Genomic DNA, 22,239 nt, shown 5'->3' with positions numbered 1-22,239 from the left:
GCCGCAGGTTCAAAACGCCGCTATCCCGGTGATCGCGCGGCCGAGGATCAGCGCGTGGACGTCGTGTGCGCCCTCATAGGTGTTCACCGTCTCGAGGTTCATCATATGGCGCATCACCTGATATTCGCCCGAGATGCCGTTGCCGCCGTGCATGTCGCGGCTCATCCGCGCGATCTCCAGCGCCTTGCCGACGTTGTTGCGCTTGACGAGGCTGACCATTTCCGGCGCGAACCGGCCTTCGTCCATCAGCCGCCCGACGCGCAGCGACGCCTGCAACCCGAGCGCGATCTCGGTCTCCATATCGGCGAGCTTCTTCTGGTAGAGCTGGCGCCCGGCGAGCGGCGTGCCGAACTGCTTGCGGTCGAGGCCATATTGGCGCGCGGCATGGAAGCAGAATTCCGCCGCGCCGAGCGCGCCCCAGCTGATTCCGTAACGCGCGCGGTTAAGGCAGCCGAACGGCCCCTTCAATCCCTCGACGCCGGGCAGCAACGCATCCTCGCCGACCTCGACATCCTCCATCACGATGCCGCCGGTGATCGAGGCGCGCAGGGAGAGCTTGCCCTCGATCTTCGGCGCGGACAGCCCCTTCATGTCCTTGGTGAGCACGAAGCCGCGGATCGCGCCATCATGCGCCTCCGACTTGGCCCAGACGACGAAGACGTCGGCGATCGGACTGTTCGAAATCCAGGTCTTGGCGCCGGAGAGGACGTAGCCGCCATCGACCTTGCGCGCCCGCGTCGTCATCCCGCCGGGGTCGGAACCGGCATCGGGCTCGGTCAGCCCGAAACAGCCGATATATTCGCCGCTCGCGAGCTTGGGCAGGAAGGCGCGCTTCTGCTCCTCCGAGCCGTAGGCGAAGATCGGATACATCACGAGGCTCGACTGCACGCTCATCATCGACCGATAGCCCGAGTCGATCCGCTCGACCTCGCGCGCCACCAGCCCATAAGCGACGTAACCCGCGCCGACGCCGCCATAGTCCTCGGGCAGCGTCGGCCCAAGCAGGCCGAGCTCGCCCATCTCCCGGAAGATCGCGGGATCGGTGTGCTCGGTGCGGAACGCCTCGACGATCCGCGGCGCAAGCTTGTCCTGCGCATAACCGCGCGCAGTATCGCGGATCATCCGCTCGTCCTCGCTCAACTGATCGTCGAGCAGGAAGGGATCGGCCCAGTCGAACTTGCCCATGCCGGCCATCGCATCGTCTCCTTTTGAAGGTGCGGTACGGGAGGACGGTGAGCGACGCAAGCTCCTCCCCGGCACGGGGAGGGGGACCAGCGAAGCTGGTGGAGGGGGGCTTCCACAGACGATTCACCTGGTGGAAGCCCCCCTCCGTCACGGCTTCGCCGTGTCACCTCCCCGTGCCGGGGAGGAATGCGATGTTTACAACCCGAAGCGCAGCGTCACGCGGATGTCGCGCCCGGCAAGCGGTGCGAAGTCCTTCAGGAAGCTCGAATGCCTCCGCGCGACGACGTCGAACAGATTGTTCGCCGACAGCAGCAGGCTGGTCTTGCTGTCCTTGCCGAACGGGCTGATCGAGGCCGAGGCGTTGACCATCGTATAGTCGCTGGTCGGCGTCTCGAACGCGGCGATGCGGTTCTGCTCGAAGACATGCTCCACCTCGACGCGCCCGCCGAGCCGTTCGCCCTGCGCCTCGATGCCGCCGAGCACGCGCGCCGGCGGGATGCGCGGCGCCGGCCCGAGGTCGACGATATTGGCATGGACGTAATCGCCGAGCAGGTCGGCGTTGATCGTGTAATCGCCGATCCGCGCCAGCCGCACCGAGGCATCCGCCTCGAAGCCATAATAGCGCGCGTCGCCCTGCTGGTACTGGAAGCAGGGCAGGCCATCGAGTTCGTCGGTGCGCGTCAGGCAGACCGAGGGATCGACGCGGTTCTCCGAGATATAGTTGGTGAACCAGTTGTAATAAGCCGACGCGTCGAAGCTGTAGCCGTCGCCATGCGCGTGCAGCGTCGCTTCCAGCCCCCAGGATTTCTCGAGCCGGAAATCGGGATCGCCCAGCTCATAGGCCTGCGTGCCGGCATGCGGCCCGTTGGCGAGCAGTTCCTCCGCCGACGGCGCGCGTTCGGTCCGCGAGCCGTTGAGGCCGATGCGGATGCCGTCGCCAATCGCATAGGAGGCGCCGATCGAACCCGACAGCGCCTCGAAATGGCGCGTGCCGCCGAAGAACCGGTCCTCGCCATAGGGCACGCGGCCGGCGACGTCGGTCAGTTCGTAGCGCAGCCCGCCCTCGGCGCGGAACGGTCCCGCGCTATATTGTTGCAGCGTGAAGAAGCCGGTCTGGTTGGTCTCGTTCTTGGGCAGGAAGGCTTCGTCGCCGACGACGTTGAAGATGCGGTTGAAATACTGGACGCCGCTCGCGCCCTGCCAGCCGCCGCGGTTCGCCTGGACGATCTCGAGTCGCCCTTCGAGCCCCTTGTTGTAGAAGGCGGTGCCGACGCTGCCGTCCTCCTCCAGCTCGAAATGGCGATAGCTCGCCTGGCCGGCGCGGATGCGGATCTTGTCGAGCCATTCGCCGCCGGTATTCACCTCGCCGCGTAGGTCGACGCGGTTCTGCACGACCGACAGCCGCGGCGCCTCCTGCTCCTGCCCGACCGCAGTCGCATAGCGGATCGGCACGCCGTAGAGGCTGTCGTAATGGCTGTACGACACGCCGAGATTGCCGGTGTCGGTGATGATCGACGCGCCCGCGCCCGCGGTCCAGGTCTCCGCCGCCGAATTGGGCAGGCGGTTGCGCAGGCCGGCGGAGGCGGCGAAGTCGATCGGCTCGTCGGTATCCTGCGGCAGGCCGACCTGGCTCAGCGCCGCCGCGCGCGCGCTGGGCGACAGCAGATAGCCGCGGCCGGTGCGCAGATCGTCCGCCTTGAGGTACGAGCCATCGGCATGCAGCACGAGATGCTCGCCGACCGCGACGTCGCCCGCCGCGCCGCCCGACCGCTCGTTCGCCGCGGAGCCGTAATTGGCGATGCCGTTCAGGCGGTAGCCGTTCTCGGGCACCGTCCGCGGGATGCGCGTATCGATGACGTTGACCACGCCGCCGACCGCCGACGAGCCGAACAGCAGCGCGGAGGGGCCGCGCAGCACCTCGATCCGCTCGGCGAGCAGCGGATCGATGATGACGGCATGGTCGACGCTGGTGTTCGACACGTCGATCGAGCCGATACCGTCGGTCAGCACGCGGATGCGATCGCCCTGGAAGCCGCGCAGGATCGGCCGCGACGCGCTCGGCCCGAACGAGGTCGCCGACACGCCCGGCTGGCGCGCCAGCGTCTCGCCGATCGTCGGGCGCAGGTTGCGGGTCAGTTCATCGCCCGAGATCACCGAAGTGCCCTGCAACACGTCGCGCTCGCTCTGCGGCACCGCCGCGGTGACGATGATGTCGCGGCTCTGCGGCGCCGGGGTGGCGGTCGGGTCGGTCTGGGCGAGGGCGGGGGCAGCGATCAGGGCGGCGCCGGCCAGCAGGGAAAACTTCAGCATCGAAACTCCGCGGTGCACGATAGAGAACCCGCGATTGTGCAGGTGCGAAGCATCTAAGCGATATGTTACATTATATCCAAGCGCATTCGCTCGCGGTTCGTCGTGCCCATATCTCGCTTCGTCGCGCTACAAACTCGTGCGCACGTCGAGCAATTCGGGAAAGAAACGCTGTTCCACCACCTTGGCGAGATAGGGCACGCCGGCGGTGCCGCCGGTGCCGGTCTTGAACCCGATCACCCGCTCGACCGTCTTGAGATGCCCGAACCGCCAGAGCTGGACGTGATATTCCAGATCAACGAGCTTCTCGGCGAGTTCATAGAGATCCCAATGGTCGTGCGGCCGGCCGTAGACGATCGCCCAGCAAGCCTCGACCTCGCGCGACGGCGGCGCGATCTGTGCGAAGTCGCGTTCGATCCGTCCCGCGGGCATCGGCAGGCCGCGGCGCGCGAGCAGCCGCAGCGCCTCGTCGTACAGGCTCGGCACCGCGAGCTCCGCCGTCAGGCGCGCGCGCACGGCCTCTTCCTCGAACAGCGCGAGCATCGCCGCATTGCGATTGCCCATGATGAACTCGAGGCAGCGATATTGGTCGGACTGAAAGCCCGAACTTTGCCCCAAGCTGCCACGCATCGCGGCATAATCCGCCGGTGTCATCGTCGCCAGCACCTCCCACGACTGGATGAGCTGCGTCTGGATGCGGCTGACCCGCGCCATCATCTTGAGCGCCGGCGGCAGATCGTCCGCCGCGATCCGCCGCCGCGCCTCGCCGAGTTCGTGCAGGCAGAGCTTCATCCACAGTTCCGACGCCTGATGGATCGTCACGAACAGCAATTCGTCATGCACGCCGCTCAGCGGCGTTTGCAGGTCGAGCAATTCCGGCAGGCGCAGGTAGCTGCGATAAGTGATCGTCATTGCAGCAGCTTAGCCGAAGCCGTCACCGCCCTCCAGCAGCAGCACCGCCAGCGTCGCGCGCGCGCCGGCGGCGTGCGTCACCACCAGGTCGGCGACCAGCCGGCCGGGCACCGCCAGATCCTCCTCGGGCAGCGCCGCCAGCCAGTCGCCGGGATCGCCACCGGCGATCGCCACGTCGAGCGTCAGCCGCCAGCCGGTGAAGGTCGCGCTCGACCACGGCCGCTCGTGCACCGTGACGGGGTGCACGGTCAGCCCGTGACAGGCGGCACTCGCCGCCAGCGCGCGATGCAGCCGGGTCTGTTCGTCGGGATGGCGCATCATGCCTCCGTCCCGTCCATGAACCGCGTGATTCGCGCCGCGACCGCTGGGCCGATCACGCGACCGCGCACCATGTCGGTGACCAGCCTCGGATCGTTGACCGCGAGCCGGCCGAACTGCGTCCGCGACATGTTGGTCCGCCGCAGATAGCGGTCGATCTTGAGCAGCAATGACATCGTTCCCTCCCGAATCCTTGGGTGATGTTCTTGATCTGTTCCGGTCGATCCAACTTGTCTAGGAAAATTTCCTACGCTACATCCGTCGGCATGGCACAAGGCGAGGCAGGGCTGCGGCTGAAGGCATTGGCGGCGGCGCGGGGCGACAGCCTCGCCGCGCTGTCGGCGATGCTCGGCCGCAACGCCGCCTATCTCCAGCAATTCGTCGCACGCGGCTCGCCGCGCCGGCTCGCGCCCGACGATCGCCGCCGGCTCGCCGATTATTTCGGTGTCGATGAGGTCGAGCTCGGGGCGGACCCCGGCCGCCGGCCGTTCACGCTGCCGCGACTCGACGTCGCCGCTTCGGCTGGCCCGGGCGCGTTCGTCGACGGCGAGGTGACGCTCGGCGCGGCGGCGATCGATCCGGCGCTGGCGACGCGGCTCGGGTTGCGCGAGGGGATGGCGGCGATCGTCCGCGTGCGCGGCGATTCGATGGAGCCGGGGCTGGTCGACGGCGACCTGATCGTCGTCGATCAGGCGCGTCGCACGCCGGATGCGCAGGGGCGGGTCTTCGTTATCCGCATCGACGACGCCGTCATGGTCAAGCGTATCGCGCGGCGCCGTGAGGGGCTGACGATCGCCAGCGACCATCCCGCCGCGCCGCCGGTGCCGGACGGCAAAGTGGAGGTGATCGGCCGCGTCGTCTGGCTGATGCGCGAGCCGCGCTGATCAGCGGCGGCTGTCGCGCAGCCACACCGCGACCGCACCTGCCGCGCCGATCGCCAGCCCAGCGAGGAAACCGATCGTCACCTGACCCTGGATCAGGCCGACGACTGCGCCGCCGATCGAGCAGATCGCCACGAGAATGCCGCCGGCGGCGGAAGGAGGAGTTTCGGCCATGCCGCGGTCCTGCCACGTCCCGCCGCGAGACGCCAGATCGCCCTCCACGCCCGCGCCGGGGCGGCCGGCGATGACCCGGTAACCCGATCCCCGCCTCTCACCCTTGCCCGCGCCCGGTCGCGGTCCAGTAGATGCCTCCCAGCAGGTGTTGCAGGTAACGGTCGTCGCGGTACATCTCGACATTGTGGCCGAGCAGGGTGACGAAGACGCGCCCCTTCTCGTAGGAATGATACCAGGCCTCGGGATGGTCCTTGCCCATCCGCCGGCCGATCTGCCCCGGCCAGATCCGCGTCGGATCGTAGCTCGTCTCGTCGGCGTTCAGCACCGGATGGATCGTCACCTTATAGGGGTTGGCGGTGACGTAATATTCGTCGCTCCAGATCCAGCGATCGGGCAGGCCGAAGGTCGCCGGGAAGCTTTTGTCGGTCACCGTCACCACGCCGGTCTGCAGCATCGGGTGGTTGACGAAGGAGCGGCCGACCAGTTGCTCGTACCACGGCCACGCCGCCGGCGGGATGATCGCGGCGCGATGCACCACCATCGCATTGCCGCCGCCGCGCATATAGGCCTCGAACCGCCGCCGTCGCGGTTCGCTCAGCGTTTCGGCGGGCGTGTTGAGGAACATCACCGCGGCATATTGGCCGAGATCGCCGTCGAACGCCGCGCCGTCGCTCGTCCAGGTAACCGCAAAGCCGTGCAACCGCCCCAGCCGCTCCAGATTTTCCCGCGCGACGGGGATGTATTCATAATGATAGGTGCTCGGCGCGGCGATCACGAGCAGCTTGAACTGGTCCTCCGCCACCGCGGCGGCGGGGACGAGCGACACGGCCAGCGCGGCGAGCAGGGGCAGGGCCTTCATGGCGTTCCTTTCATCGGCGAACGTTCGCTCGCATGCCCGCGCGGGGTGCGACGGCGCAACCGCAACCTTGGTCGGGCTCGCCGTCGCGGCCATACCGCGCCCGGCCGGGCGATATGCGAGCCCGATCGAGCGCAAAAGCGTCGGAAATGGGACTGTTGCGAGCCACGGACGCGCGCTAGGACGGCGCTATGCTGTTGCGTTTGGGGTGGTTCGGGCTTGGCGCGACTGCCGTGCTCCTTCTTCCCGGACAAACCGCGGCGCAGACCATGCCGGCGGAGGCGACGCCGCTCGATCCCAATGCACCGCTCGCGCCGCTGCCCGACATCGGTGTCGCCTGGCCCGAGCTCGGCGCCGACCCCGCCGGCGCGGCGGCCGCGGCGGCGACCGACGGGGCCGCCGAACGCCGCTATAGCTGGCGGATCGACGGTATCGACACCGCCGCGACGCCGCTGCTGCGCAAGCGCTTCGAGGAACTCTCGACGCTCGATGCCAACGACGGCAGCGTTGCCAATGCCGCGCAGCTCGACCGCCGGGCGCGCGAGGACGCCGACCTGCTCCAGACGCTGCTGCGCGGCGAGGGCTATTACGACGCGCGCGTGACGACGCGGGTCGAGGCCGGCGCCAAGCCGCTCGTCGTGCTCGCCGCCGAGCCCGGCACGCTCTATCGGCTCAAGGACGTGACGCTCGGCGGCATCGCCGCAGCGGGCACCAAGGCGCAGCCGCTGCGCGAGGCGTTCGGGGTAAAGCCGCAGGATCCGGTCAATGCCGATGCGATCGTCGCCGGCACCGCGCGCCTCACCGCGAAGATCGGCCAGTCCGGTTTCCCCTTCGCCGACGTCGGCGAACCGCAGGTCGTCGTCGACCACGCCAGCAAGAGCGCGACGCTCGACCTCCAGGTCGCGCCCGGCGCCGAGAGCCGCTTCGGCAAGTTCGTCGCGCTGCCCGGCAACCGCGTGTTCGACGCCGAACACGTGCAGGAAATCGCCCGCCTGTCCCCCGGCGACACGTTCGACGCGACGACGCTCGACGATCTGCGCCGCGCGCTGATCCAGACCGGGCTCGTCTCCTCGGTCGAGGTCAAGCCGATCCCCGGCGACGCGTCCGGCACCGTCGACATCGGCGTCAAGCTCGCCGCCGCGCCGCCGCACACCATCGCCGGCGAGCTGGGCTACGGCACCGGCGAGGGCGCCCGCGCCGAATTGAGCTGGACGCACCGTAACCTGTTCCCGCCGGAGGGCGCGCTGACGCTGCGCAGCGTGCTCGGCACCCGCGAACAGCTCGGCAGCGTCGTCTTCCGCCGCAACAATTTCGGCGACCGCGATCGCGTCTTCACCGCGCAGATCTCCGCCAGCCACGTCCAGCGCGACGCCTATGAGGCCAAGACCTATACCGTCGCCGCCAATATCGAGCGGCAGACGACGATCTTCTTCCAGAAGACCTGGACCTGGTCGATCGGCGGCGAGGTGCTCAGCTCCGACGAACGCGACGTCATCGCCGCGACCGGCGAGCCGCGCCGCCGCACCTTCTACATCGCCGCCGCGCCGACCAGCCTCAATTACGACGGCTCGGACGATCTGCTCAACCCGACCCGCGGCTTCCGCCTCGGTGGCCGGTTCAGCCCGGAATTCTCGCTCGAGAACGACGCCTTCGGCTATGCGCGCGTGCAGATCGACGCCAGCGCCTACCAGCCGGCGCACCGCGGCGTCGTGCTGGCCGAGCGTATCCGGCTCGGCTCGATCCTCGGCGCATCGCGCGACAGCATCGCGCCGTCACGGCGCTTCTATGCCGGCGGCGGCGCCTCGGTGCGTGGCTATGGCTATCAGGCGATCGGCCCGCGCGACGTCAACAACGACCCCATCGGCGGCCGCAGTCTCGCCGAATTCTCGATCGAGGCACGGGTCAAGACCTTCGGCAATTTCGGCATCGTCCCCTTCCTCGACGGCGGCACGATCTACACCAGCGCGATCCCGAAGCTCGGCGATTTCCAATACGGCGCCGGCGTCGGCGTCCGTTATTATTCCAATTTCGGCCCGATCCGCTTCGACGTCGGCACCCCGCTCAATCCGCAGCCGGGCGACAGCCGCATCGCCGTCTACGTTTCGCTGGGGCAGGCGTTTTGAGGCGCTGGCTGCGGCGCATCGCGACTGCGCTGGTCGCGCTCGCCGCGATCGCCGCGCTGGCGCTGCTGATCGTCGACACCGACGTTGGCCATCGCTGGGTGGCGCAGCGGATCGGCGCGATCCGCACCGCCAACGGGCTGCGCTTCACCATCGGCCGGATCGACGGTTCGCTCTACGGCCGGTCGCGGCTCAAGGACGTGCGCGTCTACGATCTCGACGGTCTGCTCGTCCAGGCGCCCGCGGTCGACCTCGACTGGGCGCCGTGGCGCTGGGCGCGGCACCAGCTCGTCATCAAGCGGCTCGCGATCGCGCAGGCGACGCTCTTTCACGTTCCCCATACCCGACCGTCGGCGCGCTCGGGGCCGATCCTGCCGGATTTCGATATCCGCATCGGGGCGCTGGGCGTCGATCGGCTGGTGCTCGCCCGCCGCGTGCTCGGCAGCGAGCGGGTCGGCCGCGTCGCCGGCCGCGCCGACATCCGCCACGGTCGCGCGCTGGTCCGGCTCGACGCGCGCATCGCCGGCTCCGACCGGCTCGCGCTGCGCCTCGACGCCGAGCCCGACCGCGACCGGTTCGACGTCGACGTCCGCGCCGCGGGCGCCGCCGGCGGCGTGCTCGCGCGCAGCCTCGGACTGAAGCGCAGCGTCGCGCTCGACATCGACGGCGACGGTCGCTGGTCGCGCTGGCGGGGCAGGGCGACCGGCCGCGTCGGTGCCGCGCGCGCGCTCGACCTCGCGCTGGCGGCGACCGACGGCCGGTACACGCTGTCCGGCGAGATCGCCCCCGCCGGCATCGTGACCGGCGCCGCGCTGCGCCTCGCCGGCCTGCGGATGCGCGTCCGCGGCGACGCGACCTTCGCCGACCGTCGCCTCGACGGCCGGCTCGACCTGCGCAGCCCGGCGCTCGCGCTCGACGCGGTCGGGCTGGTCGATCTCGGCGCCAACGCCTGGCGCAACGTGCGGCTGCGCGCGCGGCTGCTCCGCCCGGCGGCGGTGATCCCGGCGATGTCCGGCAGCGGCGTCGAGCTGCGTGCCGTGCTCGACGGCGGCTTCCGCACCGCCCGTTTCGATTATCGCCTGAAGGCGGACCGGCTCGCGATCGACCGTACCGGGCTCGACACCGTCCGCCTCGCCGGCAGCGGCCGGCTCGGGCCGGGCAAGCTGACACTGCCGACCCGCTTCACCGCGGCGCAGGTCACCGGCATCGGCACCGTCGCCGGCGGTATCCTGCGCAACTTCAGCCTCGACGGGCCGCTCGTGCTCAACGGGTCGCTGCTGACCGGCGACGCGCTGCGGCTGCGCTCCGACAAGCTGGCCGGCCGGCTGATGGTCGCGCTCGACCTCGCCACCGGCCGCTACGAGGTCGGGCTCAACGGCACGCTCAACCGCCTGTTCATCAAGGGGCTCGGCATCGTCGATCTGCGTTCCGATCTGCGCGTCGTGCCGGGGCCGGGCGGCCGGGGCACGCGCATCGTCGGTCGCGGCACCGCGCAGGTGGTGCGGCTCGACAACGGCTTCCTGCGCGGCCTCACCGGCGGCCTGCCGCGCATCGTCACCAACCTCGAACGCAGCGCCGACGGCCTGCTCCATTTCTCGAACATGGTGCTGACCTCGCCGCTGCTCACGCTGCGCGGCAATGGCTATCGCCGCGTCGACGACACCTTCCATATCGAGGCCAGCGGCCGCCACGGCACCTACGGTCCGGTGACGCTGCGCCTCGACGGCAAGATCGATCGCCCGACGCTCGATCTCCAGTTCGCCGCCCCGAATGATGCACTCGGCCTGTCGCAGGTGCGCGCGCATCTCGATCCCACCCCGACCGGCTTCACCTGGCGCGGCGAAGGCGGGTCGCGGCTCGGGCCGTTCACCGCGGCGGGATCGATTCTGCTGCTACCGCCCGGCGTCGACGACATCCTCGTCGTCGATCGCATCGCGGTTAGCGGCACCACCGCCGCCGGCCGGCTGGCGATGGGCCATGGCGGCTTCACCGGCCGGCTCGCCGTCACCGGCGGCGGACTGGCGGGGGAGCTGCTGTTCCGCCCGGTCGGCACCGTGCAGCGTATTGAGACACATCTCGACGCCACCAACGCGCGGCTCGGCGCCGCCACCCTGCGCCGCGGCCATGTCGATGCCGCGCTGCTGCTCGACCCCGCCGGCACCGCGCTCGACCTCACCGCGACCGGCGCCGGCGTCCGTCAGGGCCGGCTCAGCCTCGCCCGCTTCGCCGCCAATGCGAAACTGCGCGGCGGCGTCGGCGAGGTGCGCGCCTCGATCGCCGGCTCGCGCGGCCGCGCCTTCGACATCCAGACGGTGACGCAGGTCGCCCCTGGTCGGTTCTCGGTCGCCGCGCAGGGTACGCTCGATCGCCGTCCGCTGCGCCTGCTCTCGCCCGCCGGGATCACCCGCGACGGCGACGGCTGGACACTCGCGCCGACCCGCCTCAGCTTCGCCGGCGGCGAGGCGCAGGTCGGCGGCCGGTTCAGCGACACCGCTTTGGCCGTCGACGCCTCGCTCACCCGCATGCCGCTGGCGATCCTCGACATCGGCTATCCGCGCCTCGGCCTCAGCGGTACCGCCTCGGGAAGCGTCAGCTATGCGACCGCCGCCGGCGCCGCGCCGACCGGCAAGGCCGATCTCACCGTACGCGGGCTCAGCCGCGCCGGGCTGGTGCTGGCGTTGCGACCGATCGACCTCGGCCTTGCCGCCGTACTGTCCGCCGACCGGCTCGGCGTGCGCGCGGTGATGGCCTCGGGCGGCAGGACGATCGGCCGCGCGCAGGCGCTGCTGCGGCCGTTGGGGGAGGGCGATCTCGCCAGCCGCATCGCCGCCGCGCCGCTGTTCGCGCAATTGCGCTACCAGGGTCCGGCGGACACCGTCTGGCGGCTGACCGGGATCGAACTGTTCGACCTCTCCGGCCCGGTCGCGATCGGCGCCGACGTCAGCGGCCGGATCGGCGCGCCGGTGATCCGCGGCGTGCTCCAGGCCAATGGCGCGCGCATCGAGAGCGCCAATACCGGCACCGTCCTCACCAACGTCCAGGCGACCGGCCGTTTCGGCGGCTCGCGCCTGCAGATCGACCGGTTCGCCGCCGACGCCGGCAAGGGCGGCCGCGTCACCGGCAGCGGCGGCTTCGACTTCGCCGCGGCGCACGGCATCGGCCTCGACCTCAAGCTGCGCGCCGATCACGCGGTGATGATCAACCGCGACGACATCGGCGCGACCGTCACCGGGCCGCTCACCTTCACTTCCGACGGCGCCGGCGGCACGATCGCGGGTGACGTCGTGCTCGACCGCAGCCGCTACCGGCTCGGCCAGGCGAGCGCCGCCAGCGCATTGCCGCAGCTCAAGATCCGCGAGATCAATCTGCCCGAGGGCGGCGAGGAGGACGAGGCGCCGCCCGCGCCGTGGACGCTGGCGATCAAGGCGAAGGCGCCCGACAAGGTCATCGTCAGCGGCCTCGGCCTGTCCAGCGAATGGTCCGCCGACCTCGGCATCGCCGGCCAGCCCGGCAATCCCGCGATCACCGGCCAGGCGAACATGATCCGCGGCGATTATGAATTCGCCGGCCGCAAGTTCCAGCTGTCGCGCGGCGTCATCCGCTTCGCCGGCGAGGTGCCCGCCAATCCGGTGCTCGATATCGAGGCGAACGCCGACAGCACCGGCCTCAATGCGACGATCCGCGTCACCGGCACCGCGCTCAAGCCCGAGATCGGCTTCACCAGCACGCCGGCGCTCCCCGAGGACGAACTGCTGTCGCGGCTGCTGTTCGGCACCTCGATCACGCGATTGTCCGCGCCGGAGGCGTTGCAGCTCGCCGCGGCGGTGGCGGCGTTGCAGAACGGCGGCAACGGCCTCAACCCGATCAACGCGGTACGCCGCGCCGCCGGGCTCGACCGGCTGCGCATCCTCCCCGCCGATCCGCAGACCGGCCAGGGCACCTCGATCGCCGCCGGCAAATACGTGACCCGCCGCCTCTATGCGGAGATCGTCACCGACGGTCAGGGCTATTCGGCGACGCAGGTCGAATTCCAGGTGACCCGCTGGCTCTCGCTGCTGTCGAGCATCTCGACGCTCGGCCGACAGAGCGCCAACGTCCGCGTGTCGAAGGATTATTGAGGTCATTGCGGCAGTCGCCCGTCGGCCGCGCGGCGGTGAGCCGGCTGTAGCATCTTTGCAACAATTTGAAACAAATCGTGCTATGTCGGTCAGTCAGATTGACCCATCGGGCGTCCCAAACCTACCAGTGGCGTTGAGCTACAAAACATTGGTTCAGGGGCAGTTTTATGATTTTCCGTGCTTCCCGGTCGCGGGTCCTGCTGAGCGCGAGCGCCATTGCTCTCGTCGGGTTGACGAGCCCGGCAGGCGCGCAGACGGCCACGCCGACGACGACCAGCCCCGATCAGGCCGATGCTGCTACGCCGCTCAATCAGGCCGACGCGCAGGCCCAGCAGGGTGAAATCGGCAATACGCCGCCGAGTGATGCGGCGACCGGCGAGAACGACATCGTCGTAACCGGATCGCGCATCCGTCGGCCCGATTTCGCCAGCCCCAGTCCGATCGTCTCGCTGGGCGCGGAGACGATCCAGTCGTCGGGAACCAGCAATCTCACCGACTTCCTGACCGGTTATCCCGCGCTGATAGGGTCGTCGACGTCGGGCGATAACGCCGGCTCCAACGCCGGTATCGGTGCGACCGGTCTCAATCAGCTCAATCTCCGGAATCTTGGGACGCAGCGGACGCTCGTGCTGATCGACGGTCGTCGTCAGGTGGCGGCCACGCCCGGCGAACAGTCGGTCGATATCAATACCATTCCGACAGACCTCGTTGAGGGGATCGACGTCCTTACCGGCGGCGCATCGGCGATCTATGGCGCCGACGGCGTCAGCGGCGTGGTGAACTTCCGCCTGAAGCAGAATTTCGAGGGCGTCTCGGCGCGGGCGCAGGCGGGTATCTCGACGCGCGGCGACGCGGCGCAGCGGCTGCTCGATTTGACCGTCGGCCGCAACTTCGCCGACGGCCGCGGTAACATCGCCTTGTCCTACGAGCATGGCGAAGAGGACCGTCTTCAGGCGAAGCAGCGTGCGCGGTATCGCGAGGGCAATCTGCAAACTTTCGTGCTCAACCCCAACGATCCCAGCGACGATCCGAAGCTTCCCGATCGCGTGCCGCTGCGCGACATCCGGTATGACGGCTCGGCGCCGAACGGTGCGGTCGACACCACGTTCGACGGCTACCCCGATTTCGACGGGTCGGGTGCCGTATGGAACAGCGGCCTTCAGCTCGGCGAGGGCTATACGCAAGGCGGGTCGGCGACCTCCGTTGCGAGCTACGCCAACGATCTGCTGCCGCAGACCAATCGCGATATCATCAATGTTCTCGGCCATTTCGACGTCAGCGACAAACTGACGATCTTTGCCGAAGGCAAATATGCGAACATCAACACCTTCACCTTCGGCCAGCCGAGTTTCGATTATAATATCCTCGTACCTCAGGATAATCCGTATCTGCCCGCGAGCATCCGCGCGGCGATCGATCCGGAGATCGGCGGCGTGCTGGTCAGCCGGGACAATTTCGATCTCGGCCAGCGCGGCGAGCGCATCCGGCGCGAGACCTATCGTGGCGTGATCGGCGTTCGCGGTGATATCTCGCCGTCGTTCCATTACGAGCTGTCGTACAATTACGGTGAGACAAAGGTCCGCAGCCGGTACCTTGGCGACGTCTACAGCGACCGGTTCTTCGCGGCGCTCGACGCGGTCCGCAATCCGGCGAACGGTCAGATCACCTGCCGGATCAACGTCGATCCGACGTGGGAGCCCGATCAGCCCTATGCGTCGCGTCGGGCCAATCCGGTGACGACGTTCACGCCCGGCCAGTGTTCGCCGCTGAACCTGTTCAACAACGGGCAGAGCGCGGAGGCGGTCAATTTCATCACCGCCGCGACGACCGATTATTCGACCATTCGGCAGCAGGTGGTATCCGGTTCGATCAGCGGCGATACGAGCCAACTCTTCGAGCTTCCCGGTGGTCCCGTCGGCTTTGCGATCGGCGGTGAATATCGCAAGGAGAACAGCAGCTTCTAGCCTGACCCGATCATCCAGCAGGGGCTGACCTATACCAACGTGCTGCTGCCGACGAAGGGCGAGTTCGACGTCAAGGAGATCTTCGGCGAACTCAACCTGCCGATCGTCAAGAACCGGCCGTTCTTCCATTCGCTAGAGCTGGGGGCGGCGATCCGTTATTCCGATTATTCGACGATCGGCCGCACGACGACGTGGAAGGTCGACGGCATGTACGCCCCGATCCGCGACATCACTGTCCGTGGCACCTATTCGGTCGCGATCCGCGCACCCAATATCAGTGAATTGTTCGGTGGCCAGTCGCAGACCTTCGCCTTCTTCCAGGATCCCTGCACGACGCAGAACCTGAACAATGGCACGTCGTCACGGGCGGCCAATTGCCAGACGCTGCTGAGCGGTCTCGGCGTCGCCAATCCGGCGGCGTTCACGGATTCGCGCTCGACCAACATCCCGGGTCTGTCGGGTGGCAATCCGTCGCTGTCGCAGGAAAAGGCGAAGACTTGGACCGCGGGCCTCGTGCTGGCGCCAAGCTTCCTGCCCGGGTTCACCGCCTCGGCGGACTGGTACGACATCCGTCTGACCAATGCGATCAATACGGTCGCGCCGCAGCAGCTTGCCGAATTGTGCGTCGACCAGCCGTCGCTCGACAATGGCTTCTGTTCGTCGATCACGCGCCAGAACGGCGGTGCCACCGCGGGGCAGATCACCGGCTTCGTCGTCGGCCCGCAGAACGTCGCCGCGTTCCGCACCGCCGGGCTCGACGTCAACGTCAACTATCGCCTGCAAACCGCCAAGATCGGCACGTTCAACCTGAAGCTCGTCGGCGGCTATCTCGACAAGCTCAACTTCGTCGGCACCCCCGGCGCTGATCCGACCGACTCGCGCGGCACGGCCTATGCGCCGAAATATCAGGCGACGGGCGATCTCACCTGGTCGTCGGGCGTCATCACGCTCAACTATGGCCTGTCGTGGTTCGACAAGACGCTCCGCTACTCGAAGCTGATCGTCGCCGGTGATCCGGACTATGTCGCACCCGAATATCTGTATTATAAGGAGCGCTGGCAGCACGATCTGTTCGCGTCGGTCGACGTCAACAAGTCGTTCCAGATCTATGGCGGCGTCAACAACGTCTTCGACCAGAAGCCGGATGTCGGGGCGACCACCTATCCGATCAGCTCGGTCGGTCGGTTCGCCTACGCCGGCGTCCGCGTGAAGACCGGCCGCTTGTTCTGATCGCGTCGAGGCGTGCCGTGAACCCGGCACGCCTCGCGATTGCACGATGCACCTAAAGAAATGGCCCGGACCAACCGCTGTTGGTCCGGGCCAGTCGCTTTCCGGACTAGCGTCCGAAAGGCTTACTTCTTCCCCGCGCGCTGCTTGCGGGCGGCGTAGCGGGCGTCGCGCGCCGCCTTCATCTCGGCCTCGGTCGGCATCTTGGGCTTGGCCTTCGCGGCGGCCTCGGCGGCTGCGAGCGCGGCGGCTTCGGCGGCGGCCTTCTTCTCCGCGATCGCCTGTTCGCGCGCGGCCTGCTTGTCGGCGCGCGCCTTGGCGAGCGCGGCTTCCTTGGCTTCGGCGGCGGCGACGCGGGCGGCCACCACGGCCGGGTCGAGCGGCGGCTTGGCGCGCAGCTTCTCCAACGCCGCCTGCTTGGCTTGGGCGGACAGCGCGGCGCGCTCTTGGAACGTCTGGGGCTTGTAGGCTGACATGTGGGGCGTGATGATCCTGTCGATTCGATATGGACGGCGCGCAGCAGGCACGCCGTCTCGGCGACGCCCGTTAAAGCAAAACGCCCGATTCTGCAAAAACGCCCATCGCGGCGCGGCGATCGTCGCGGTAGAGGCGCGCTTTGTGCGCAGCAGGAGCGAGCCGGCATGACGCCACGCGAATTGATCGACACCGCCCCGGTCCCCGGCGGCGAGCCGCTGCGCCTGTTCCGCCGCGGCGGCGACTATATGATCGTGCTCGACCGCAACGAGCTGATGAACAGCCGGATGAGCGGCTCCGAAGAGGCGCTGGCGACGATGACGATCGACCGGCTCGCCGGCCGGGCCGCGCCGCATCTGCTCGTCGGCGGCTATGGTATGGGCTTCACGCTGCGCGCTGCGCTCGCCGCGCTCGGCCCGCAGGCGCGGGTCACCGTCGCCGAACTGGTGCCGCAGATCGTCGACTGGGCGCGCGGGCCGATGGCGGCGCTGACCGCCGGCTGTCTCGACGATCCGCGCGTCGCCGTCACCTTCGCCGATGTCGCCGAGGTGATCGCCGCGACGCCGCGGACCTATGACGCGATCCTGCTCGACGTCGACAACGGCCCCGACGGGCTGGTCCGCGCCGCCAACGACCGGCTGTATGCGGCACGCGGCCTCGCCGCGGCGCGCGCGGCGCTGACCCCCGGCGGGGTGCTCGCCATATGGTCCGCCGCGAAGGACGCCGCCTTCGCCCGCCGGCTGCGCGAGGGCGGCTTCGCCGTCGACGAGGTCACCGTCCGCGCGCGCAGCAACGGCAAGGGCGCGATGCACACGATCTGGTTCGCGGTGCCGCGCTGACCGTGCAACCCCGCGCCGGCCGGACGGTTCGGAAGGCGTGGACGAAGGAGGATGAGATGAGCGAACGCGTAGCACGCATCACCCGCACCGGCGGGCCCGAGGTGATCGAATGGGTCGACGCCGACCTGCCGCCGCCCGCCCCCGGCGAGGTGCGGATGCGCCACCACGCGGTCGGCCTCAACTATATCGATACCTATCACCGCAGCGGCGTCTATCCGGTCGACCTGCCCGCCGGCCTCGGCAGCGAGGCGGCGGGCGTGGTCGAGGCGGTCGGCGACGGCGTCGAGGGCTTTGCGGTCGGCGATCGCGTCGGCACCTTCGGACCGGCGCGCGGCGCGTACGCCACCGCGCGCAACGTCGCCGCGCAGCAGCTTCTCCACCTCCCCGACGACGTCGACGACGAGGCCGCGGCGGCGTTGCTGCTCAAGGGCTGCACCACCGAATGCCTGGCCGATCGCTGCGCGCGGGTGCAGCCCGGGCAGACGGTGCTGGTCTGGGCGGCGGCCGGCGGCGTCGGCCAGCTGCTGGTCGGCTGGCTGAAGGCGATCGGCGCGACGGTGATCGGCACCGCGGGCAGTGCCGACAAGGCCGAGCACGCACGTGCCGCCGGCGCCGACCGCGTCATCCTCCACCGCGACGAGGATGTCGCCGCGCGGGTCCGCGCGCTGACCGATGGCGATGGCGTCGCGGTCGTCTTCGACGGCGTCGGCAAGGCGACGTGGGACGCGACGCTCGCCGCCACCGCACGACGCGGGCTGATCGTCAGTTACGGCAATGCCGGCGGCCCGGTCACCGGCGTCGCGCTCGGCACGCTCGCCGCCAAGGGCTCGCTGTTCGTCACCCGCCCGACGCTGTTCGACTATTACGTCACCGCCGAGGAGCGCCGCGCCGGTGTCGACCGCGTCTTCGCAATGCTGCGCCGTGGCGCGATCCGCCCGCACATCGGCCAGCGCTTCGCGCTCGAACAGGCCGCCGACGCGCATCGCGCGCTCGAAGCCGGCGACACGCACGGCAGCACGGTGCTGGTCGTACCGCACCGATAGCGCCGCATCGACGAGGGGGATCCGAGCGGAATTGCTCCCCTCGGCGGGGTAAGACGCTCACATATAAAGGGTCGTGTGAGCCCGCCGTTTTCCAAACCCACCCCGTCACCCCGGACTGGTTCCGGGGTCCACCCTGCGGCGGGGAGAAAGGCTGTATTCGACGACATTCCCTTTCGGCCCGGTGGACCCCGGAACCAGTCCGGGGTGACGAATCTCATGTGGAAACCGATCGAGCCCCATCAACATAGCCACATGCAATAGCCCTGCTCGCCAGAGGGGAGGAGTTTGACCGAACGTCGACCTAGCGCCGCGCCCAACCGCCGCCCGTGACGGCTTTGTCATCGGCGCGTCTTGATAGCGGCACCCGGTCTGGCGCATGTGGGGCGGGGGGGAAGTGCCGTATCATGTCTCAACATCCCGTGTTCTATGACGCCAGCGGGCGGCGCAAGCGGCGCTTCACGCTCGGCGTCGTCGCGTTCGTCGCGCTGGTCATCCTCGCGGTCGCGGTGTTCGCGGTGTCGATCGGCGCCGTTCCCGCGGCGCCGCTGCTGCCGGTGGACGTCGAGCGCCCGGTGCTGCGCCGGCTCGCCCCCCCGCACGGCGTCATCCGTCGCGCCAAGCGCGGCCTCAATTATTATGCCGGCGAATTGCTCGGCACCGGCCGGGGCAAGGATGCGGCGGCCAACCCCAACCTCGCCATCGCCTTCCACACCCCCTGGGACCCGTCGAGCGCCGCCAGCCTCGAACGCCATGTCGAACAGCTCAACTGGGTGATCCCCGGCTGGGTCTCGGTCACCGGCGCCGATCATCACCTCACCGTGTTCCGCGACACCGCCGGCCGCGCCATCCTCAACCGCGCGGTGCATCGCCCGGTCGTCATCCCGATGATCCAGAATGCGACCAACGGCACCTGGGACGGCGCCGGCACCGCCGCGCTGCTCGCCGACCCCAAGGCGCGTGCGGCCTTTCTCGACCGGCTGATCCCGTGGCTGGCGGCGAACGGCGCCGGCGGCGCCTTCTTCGATCTCGAGGACCTGCCGGCAAGCGCGCAGGCGAATTATCGCACCTTCCTCGGCGAGGCGCAGCGCCGCTTCGCGCCGCGTGGCTGGAGCGTGTCGATCGCCGCGCCGGTCGCCAATCCCGAATGGAACCTGCCCGCCTACGCCCGGGTCACCGACAAGATCTTCCTGATGGCCTATGACGAGCATGAGACGAGCGGCCCCGCCGGTCCGATCGCCTCGCAGCATTGGTTCGCCGAGACCGTCGCCAATGCGGCGCGCGGCATCCCCGCCGCCAAGCTCGTCGTCGCGATCGGCTCCTACGCCTATGACTGGCACGACGGCAGCGGCGACCCGCTCGGCGTCGAGGAGGCGTGGCAGGCGGCGCGCGATTCGGGGACGATGCCCGCCTTCGACCGCGCCAGCGGCAACAGCAGCTTCGCCTATAGCGAGGGCGGCACCCGCCATGTCGTCTGGCTGCTCGACGCCGCCTCCGCCTATAACCAGATCGAGATGCTGCACCGCGCCGGCGTCGGCAGCGTCGCTTTGTGGCGATTGGGCTCGGAAGACCCGGGCCTGTGGTCGCTGTTCGGGCGCGATCACCGCACCTTGCCGCCGCCCTCGGCGATCGACGCCATCCCCGCCGGCACCAACGTCGACATCGAGGGCGCGGGCGAGATCCTCAAGATCGCCGCCACCCCCGTGCCCGGCGCGCGCCATGCGGTGGCGGGGCCGGGTGGCGCGATCACCGACGTGCGCTTCGATCGCCTGCCCAAGGCCTATGAGGTCGATCGTACCGGCTATCGCAAGACCCAGCTCGCGCTGACCTTCGACGACGGTCCCGATCGCACCTGGACGCCGCAGATCCTCGACGTGCTCAAGCAGAAGCACGTCGCCGCCACCTTCTTCATCGTCGGCGAGAATGCGCTGACCCAGCGTTCGCTGCTGCAGCGGATGGTCGCCGAGGGGCATGAGATCGGCAGCCACACCTATACCCACCCGAACCTCGCCACCGTCTCGCCGGGGCAGGTGTGGTTCGAGCTCAACGCCACGCAGCGCCTGTTCCAGGCGTTCACCGGCCATTCGCTGCGCTTCTTCCGCGCGCCCTATTTCGGCGACGCCGAACCCTCCACCGCCGACGAGATCGAGCCGGCTCTGCAGGCGCAGGAACGCGGCTACGTCTCGGTCGGCCTGCACGTCGATCCCGGCGACTGGAAGCGGCCCGGCGTCCAGCAGATCATCGACGCCACCATCGCCCGGGTGACCAGCGGCCCCGACCATTGCGACGAGGATTCGGATGCGGATTGCAGCCGCAACGTCATCCTGCTCCACGACGCCGGCGGCAATCGCGCCGAGACGGTCGCGGCGTTGCCGGTGATCATCGATCGGCTGCGCGCGCTCGGCTATCAGTTCGTGCCGGTGTCGACGCTCGCCGGCCTGTCGCGCCACGCCGCGATGCCGCCGATCAGCGCGAGCGACCAGCTCGCCGCCAATGTCGATCTCGGCCTGTTCACCATGCTCGGCGCGATGGCGATCGGCCTGCGGTGGCTGTTCGCGATCGCGATCGCGATCGGCATCCTGCGCGCGCTGGCGCTCTCCGCGCTGGCGCTGATCCAGGCGCGGCGCGAGGGGCGCACCGTCTTCCCGCGCATCGACCCGGACCGCTTCGTCACCGTGCTCATCCCCGCCTATAACGAGGAGCGCGTCATCGAACGCGCGGTGCGCGGCGTGCTCGCCTCCACCGACGTCCGGATCGAGGTGATCGTGATCGACGACGGCTCGAAGGATGCGACCTCCGCGATCGTCGCCGCCACCTTCGCCGATGATCCCCGCGTGCGCCTGCTGACGCTGGAGAATGGCGGCAAGGCGCGCGCGCTCAACACCGGGCTGGAGCTGGCCAAGGGCGAGATCGTCATCGCGCTCGACGCCGACACCCAGTTCGAGCCGACGACGATCGCCCGCCTCGCGCGCTGGTTCGATGATCCGCAGCTCGGCGCGGTCGCCGGCAACGCCAAGGTCGGCAACCGGGTCAACCTCGTCACCAAATGGCAGGCGCTCGAATATATCACCGCGCAGAACCTCGAACGCCGTGCCTTCGCCCGCCTGAACGCGATCACCGTCGTGCCGGGGGCGGTCGGCGCGTGGCGGCTGGCGGCGATCCGCGCGGTGGGCGGCTATCCGCACGACACGCTGGCGGAGGATCAGGACCTCACCATCGCGATCCAGCGCGCCGGCTGGCGCGTGCAATACGACCAATATGCGATCGCCTGGACCGAGGCGCCCGAGACGTTCCGCGCGCTCGCCAAACAGCGGTTCCGCTGGGCGTTCGGCACGCTGCAATGCCTGTGGAAGCATCGCTCGGCGATCGGCCGCAGTGCCCCGCGCGGGCTCGGCTGGGTCGGCCTGCCGCAGGCGATCGTCTTCCAGATCCTGCTCGCCGCGATCAGCCCGATCATCGATCTGGCGCTGCTCGTCAGCTTCTTCGTCACCTATCTCGACATCCAGGCGCACGGCTGGGCGCAGACCAGCCACGACGTCTATACGATGCTCGGCTTCTGGCTGGTGTTCACCGCGATCGACCTGCTCGCCGCGACGATCGCCTTCGCGCTCGAACGCCGCGAGAAATGGCGTCTGCTCTGGCTGCTGATCCCGCAGCGGATCGGCTATCGCCAGATCATGTATTACGTCGTGCTCAAGGCGATAGCGCAGGCGCTGCGCGGCCCGATGGTCGGCTGGGGCAAGCTCCAGCGCACCGGGCGGGTAAGCGCGACGTGAGGCGGTCGCGGGGAAATGGCCATCTTGTGGCTATGTCACCCCGACGTG

The 22,239-nt window shown here is 69.1% G+C and carries 16 protein-coding genes; 8 read left to right on the top strand and 8 right to left on the bottom strand.

Features of this window, described 5'->3' with window-relative positions:
• Window positions 1-9: 9 nt before the first annotated feature.
• The 5 genes from AC07U4_RS03590 to AC07U4_RS03570 all read right to left on the bottom strand — a co-directional run bounded on the left by AC07U4_RS03590 (window position 10) and on the right by AC07U4_RS03570 (window position 4,898).
• A complete protein-coding gene (locus AC07U4_RS03590; protein WP_495194463.1) occupies window positions 10-1,194 on the bottom strand; it encodes an acyl-CoA dehydrogenase in 1,185 nt (394 codons plus the stop codon).
• 186 nt (window positions 1,195-1,380) lie between these two features.
• Window positions 1,381-3,495: a TonB-dependent receptor gene (locus tag AC07U4_RS03585; protein ID WP_495194462.1), complete on the bottom strand. Its 2,115-nt coding sequence runs from the start codon at window positions 3,493-3,495 to the stop codon at window positions 1,381-1,383.
• 126 nt (window positions 3,496-3,621) lie between these two features.
• Window positions 3,622-4,404, bottom strand: coding sequence for a tryptophan 2,3-dioxygenase (locus AC07U4_RS03580; protein ID WP_495194461.1), 783 nt, complete (start codon window positions 4,402-4,404; stop codon window positions 3,622-3,624).
• A 9-nt stretch (window positions 4,405-4,413) separates the two neighbouring features.
• A complete protein-coding gene (locus AC07U4_RS03575; RefSeq protein ID WP_495194460.1) occupies window positions 4,414-4,725 on the bottom strand; it encodes a hypothetical protein in 312 nt (103 codons plus the stop codon).
• Window positions 4,722-4,898 (bottom strand): hypothetical protein, encoded by a 177-nt coding sequence (locus AC07U4_RS03570; RefSeq protein ID WP_171009450.1) that lies wholly within the window; start codon window positions 4,896-4,898, stop codon window positions 4,722-4,724. The genes AC07U4_RS03575 and AC07U4_RS03570 overlap by 4 nt, the downstream gene beginning before the upstream one ends.
• 90 nt (window positions 4,899-4,988) lie before the next feature.
• Between AC07U4_RS03570 and AC07U4_RS03565 the strand changes: the two genes are divergently transcribed.
• Window positions 4,989-5,606 carry a LexA family transcriptional regulator gene (locus AC07U4_RS03565; RefSeq protein WP_495194459.1) on the top strand — a complete coding sequence of 206 codons (618 nt, stop codon included), beginning with the start codon at window positions 4,989-4,991 and terminating at the stop codon, window positions 5,604-5,606.
• Here AC07U4_RS03565 and AC07U4_RS03560 read toward each other — a convergent pair whose 3' ends face one another.
• Together AC07U4_RS03560 and AC07U4_RS03555 are read right to left on the bottom strand one after the other, a co-directional pair.
• Entirely contained in the window at window positions 5,607-5,777 is a 171-nt protein-coding gene (locus tag AC07U4_RS03560; protein WP_171009451.1) for a hypothetical protein, read from the bottom strand.
• Between the two features lie 97 nt (window positions 5,778-5,874).
• Window positions 5,875-6,636, bottom strand: a complete 762-nt coding sequence (locus AC07U4_RS03555; protein ID WP_495194458.1) for a ThuA domain-containing protein — start codon at window positions 6,634-6,636, stop codon at window positions 5,875-5,877.
• Window positions 6,637-6,824: 188 nt separating this feature from the next.
• On the opposite strand from AC07U4_RS03555, the gene AC07U4_RS03550 reads away from it, so the two are divergent.
• The 4 genes from AC07U4_RS03550 (at window position 6,825) to AC07U4_RS03535 (ending at window position 16,065) form a co-directional block, all read left to right on the top strand.
• Complete coding sequence (locus AC07U4_RS03550; RefSeq protein WP_495194457.1) at window positions 6,825-8,756, top strand: autotransporter assembly complex protein TamA; 1,932 nt, start codon at window positions 6,825-6,827, stop codon at window positions 8,754-8,756.
• Window positions 8,753-12,871 (top strand): translocation/assembly module TamB domain-containing protein, encoded by a 4,119-nt coding sequence (locus AC07U4_RS03545; protein ID WP_495194456.1) that lies wholly within the window; start codon window positions 8,753-8,755, stop codon window positions 12,869-12,871. Before AC07U4_RS03550 ends, AC07U4_RS03545 begins: the two co-directional genes overlap by 4 nt.
• A gap of 167 nt (window positions 12,872-13,038) precedes the next feature.
• Window positions 13,039-14,835 (top strand): TonB-dependent receptor plug domain-containing protein, encoded by a 1,797-nt coding sequence (locus AC07U4_RS03540; protein ID WP_495194455.1) that lies wholly within the window; start codon window positions 13,039-13,041, stop codon window positions 14,833-14,835.
• 39 nt (window positions 14,836-14,874) lie between these two features.
• On the top strand, window positions 14,875-16,065 hold the full coding sequence (locus AC07U4_RS03535) for a TonB-dependent receptor domain-containing protein (protein WP_495194454.1): 1,191 nt from the start codon (window positions 14,875-14,877) through the stop codon (window positions 16,063-16,065).
• 122 nt (window positions 16,066-16,187) lie between these two features.
• On the opposite strand, the gene AC07U4_RS03530 is transcribed toward AC07U4_RS03535, so the two are convergent.
• Entirely contained in the window at window positions 16,188-16,538 is a 351-nt protein-coding gene (locus tag AC07U4_RS03530; protein WP_038659824.1) for a DUF6481 family protein, read from the bottom strand.
• Window positions 16,539-16,703: 165 nt separating this feature from the next.
• On the opposite strand from AC07U4_RS03530, the gene AC07U4_RS03525 reads away from it, so the two are divergent.
• From AC07U4_RS03525 to AC07U4_RS03515, 3 genes are all read left to right on the top strand, one after another.
• Window positions 16,704-17,375, top strand: a complete 672-nt coding sequence (locus AC07U4_RS03525; protein ID WP_038659821.1) for a spermine/spermidine synthase domain-containing protein — start codon at window positions 16,704-16,706, stop codon at window positions 17,373-17,375.
• Window positions 17,376-17,431: 56 nt separating this feature from the next.
• Window positions 17,432-18,418 (top strand): quinone oxidoreductase family protein, encoded by a 987-nt coding sequence (locus AC07U4_RS03520; RefSeq protein ID WP_495194453.1) that lies wholly within the window; start codon window positions 17,432-17,434, stop codon window positions 18,416-18,418.
• 404 nt (window positions 18,419-18,822) lie between these two features.
• Window positions 18,823-22,191, top strand: a complete 3,369-nt coding sequence (locus AC07U4_RS03515) for a glycosyltransferase (RefSeq protein WP_495194452.1) — start codon at window positions 18,823-18,825, stop codon at window positions 22,189-22,191.
• Window positions 22,192-22,239 lie beyond the last annotated feature (48 nt).

The sequence above is a fragment of the Sphingomonas sp. GW821-FHT02B09 genome, from assembly GCF_059421875.1.
The sequence above is the reverse complement of the archived record's forward strand: the minus strand, read 5'-3'. Positions and strand labels throughout refer to the sequence as shown.

Excerpts from the sequence above, each read along its gene's own strand:
- AC07U4_RS03575 (WP_495194460.1), bottom strand. The coding sequence starts at position 4,725 with ATGATGCGCCATCCCGACGAACAGACCCGGCTGCATCGCGCGCTGGCG.
- AC07U4_RS03590 (WP_495194463.1), bottom strand. The coding sequence starts at position 1,194 with ATGGCCGGCATGGGCAAGTTCGACTGGGCCGATCCCTTCCTGCTCGAC.
- AC07U4_RS03565 (WP_495194459.1), top strand. The coding sequence starts at position 4,989 with ATGGCACAAGGCGAGGCAGGGCTGCGGCTGAAGGCATTGGCGGCGGCG.
- AC07U4_RS03525 (WP_038659821.1), top strand. The coding sequence starts at position 16,704 with ATGACGCCACGCGAATTGATCGACACCGCCCCGGTCCCCGGCGGCGAG.
- AC07U4_RS03585 (WP_495194462.1), bottom strand. The coding sequence starts at position 3,495 with ATGCTGAAGTTTTCCCTGCTGGCCGGCGCCGCCCTGATCGCTGCCCCC.
- AC07U4_RS03540 (WP_495194455.1), top strand. The coding sequence starts at position 13,039 with ATGATTTTCCGTGCTTCCCGGTCGCGGGTCCTGCTGAGCGCGAGCGCC.
- AC07U4_RS03560 (WP_171009451.1), bottom strand. The coding sequence starts at position 5,777 with ATGGCCGAAACTCCTCCTTCCGCCGCCGGCGGCATTCTCGTGGCGATC.
- AC07U4_RS03520 (WP_495194453.1), top strand. The coding sequence starts at position 17,432 with ATGAGCGAACGCGTAGCACGCATCACCCGCACCGGCGGGCCCGAGGTG.
- AC07U4_RS03530 (WP_038659824.1), bottom strand. The coding sequence starts at position 16,538 with ATGTCAGCCTACAAGCCCCAGACGTTCCAAGAGCGCGCCGCGCTGTCC.
- AC07U4_RS03555 (WP_495194458.1), bottom strand. The coding sequence starts at position 6,636 with ATGAAGGCCCTGCCCCTGCTCGCCGCGCTGGCCGTGTCGCTCGTCCCC.
- AC07U4_RS03570 (WP_171009450.1), bottom strand. The coding sequence starts at position 4,898 with ATGTCATTGCTGCTCAAGATCGACCGCTATCTGCGGCGGACCAACATG.
- AC07U4_RS03550 (WP_495194457.1), top strand. The coding sequence starts at position 6,825 with ATGCTGTTGCGTTTGGGGTGGTTCGGGCTTGGCGCGACTGCCGTGCTC.
- AC07U4_RS03515 (WP_495194452.1), top strand. The coding sequence starts at position 18,823 with ATGTCTCAACATCCCGTGTTCTATGACGCCAGCGGGCGGCGCAAGCGG.
- AC07U4_RS03580 (WP_495194461.1), bottom strand. The coding sequence starts at position 4,404 with ATGACGATCACTTATCGCAGCTACCTGCGCCTGCCGGAATTGCTCGAC.